Source organism: Streptomyces colwelliae (assembly GCF_048158785.1).
In the GTDB taxonomy this organism is placed as follows: domain Bacteria; phylum Actinomycetota; class Actinomycetes; order Streptomycetales; family Streptomycetaceae; genus Streptomyces.
On record NZ_JBLTJC010000745.1, the window covers coordinates 1 to 1,831 of the forward strand.

The 1,831-nt window shown below is 74.9% G+C and carries 1 protein-coding gene; it reads right to left on the reverse strand.

The annotated features are described in order from the left end of the window. Positions 1–158: 158 nt before the first annotated feature. Positions 159–1,831 (reverse strand): N-6 DNA methylase (locus tag ACNFOC_RS53925; RefSeq protein ID WP_416966248.1); only part of this gene is annotated, 1,673 nt, incomplete at its 5' end.

Here is a 1,831-nt window from a genome sequence, read left to right on the forward strand (position 1 = left end):
GGCCTTCTCGTCGGTGTTCGTGGTCTCCAACAGCCTGCGACTTCGGACATTTCGCTGAAGTTCCGCAAAGTTACCGGGAGTTACGGGAAGTCGAAGTAAGAGTCCCCCTAGAGACGGAGGACGGCCTGCGGACGGTCCCGGGCTCCCCGGGGGCTGCCTCAGTCGGGCGTGACCGTGCCGTCCGTCAGGCCGTCGTACATGCCGCGCACCAGCTGCTCGCCGAGCCGGCCCGCCTGCCGCAGCGCCCGCTCGAAGTCCTCCAGGGCGCGGAACCGGGCGCCGTAGCGCCGCTGTTCGTCCAGGGGGAGGCGTGGCAACTGGAGCCTGCGGACGTCGAGTCGGGTCGCCGTGGACGCGTAGCTGCTGGCCTGGCGGTTGTTGGCGGTGCCGCGCAGGAAGCCGGCGAGGAACCACGGGTCCAGCGCGCCGGGATCGGGCCGCAGCAGTACGAGGCTGCGCCCCAGGGCGGCGCCCGCGGTCGTGGCGTCGATCACGCGTGCCATCGAACCGCCGCCGAGCACCGGGACGACGACATCGCCCGGCTCGGTGAGGACGGCCACCTCGTCACTCTCGGGGAGGATCCCGGAAGGAGCCGTTCCGGCGAGGACGTCGTGGTCGGTGAGAACGGGCACACGCGCGTGGCCGCCGTTTCCGCCGGTACGCATCACCAGGGCGCCCCCGCGCGCGAGTTCACCGATCGTGGTGAGCGGCCAGCGCGTGGGCCGCGCGGAGTCGGCGACGTGGTCGACGGGCGGCGGGGTGAGGTCGGCGGTCAGCCGGAGCGTCTCGCCGAGCCGCTCGCGGACGGCCGTGAGCTCGTCGGCGCCGTCGGCCGCGGTCGCGGGCGGGAGGTGGCGTGCGGGTGCCAGGTCCACGTCGTCGTCGAGGAGTTCGATGACCGGCACGGAACGCGCCAGCCCCGGCTCGTCGTCCAGCCGCCCCGCGCGGTCGAACGCCTTCCAGGCGTCGAGCACCGCACCCCGCACGGCCTGCCAGTCCGGCCCGCCCCGCCCCTCGGTCGCGAACCGCCCGGTGTCCACCAGCAGCACCTCCGGCTGCGCGGCCGCCCGCCCCGGCCGCCGCAACACCCACAGGTGCAACGGGATGTTGTACGGCGGCGCCGCCCCGATCGGCAGCGCTACGACCGCCTTCAGCGCCCCGCGCCGCAGCAGGTCGGCGCGGATCCGGCGGCCGGAACGCCGGGAGGCCGCGGCCGGCGGCATCAGCAGCACGGCCGTGCCGCCGTCCTTGAGCCGGGCCAGCGCGTGCTGCACCCAGGCCAGCTCGGACTCGTTGCGCGCCGGGAAGCCGTACTCCCAGCGGGGGTCGTAGGCGAGTTCGTCGTGGCCCCAGTTCCGCTCGTTGAACGGCGGATGGCACAGGACGACGTCGGCCCGCAGCGCCGGGTACGCGTCGGCGCGCAGCGTGTCGCCGGCTGTGGCGCGCACGGTGACCTGTGCGCGCAGGGCGAGCCGGAGCGCGGTGAGCGCGGCGAGGTCGGGGGCGTCGTCCTGGGCGTACAGCTCCTGCCCGGGGCGGGGGGTGACGGCGCGCAGCAGGGCGCCGGTGCCGCAGGCCGGGTCGAGCGCGGTGGCGGCCGGGCCCGCCGACTCGGCCAACTCGGCCATCAGGCGGGCGAGTTCGGTCGGGGTGAGCGTGTACTGGCGCGGGTTGGCGTCCAGGTGCCGCCCGAGCAGGAACTCGAACGTCTGACGTGCGCCCAGCTCGGCGGCGAGTTCGGCGGTGCCGCGGAGGAGGTCGCCGTCGATGACGATCCCGAACGTGGGTCCGCCGAGCACCGGGCTGCTGAGTCTGCCCACGTCGGCCTGGG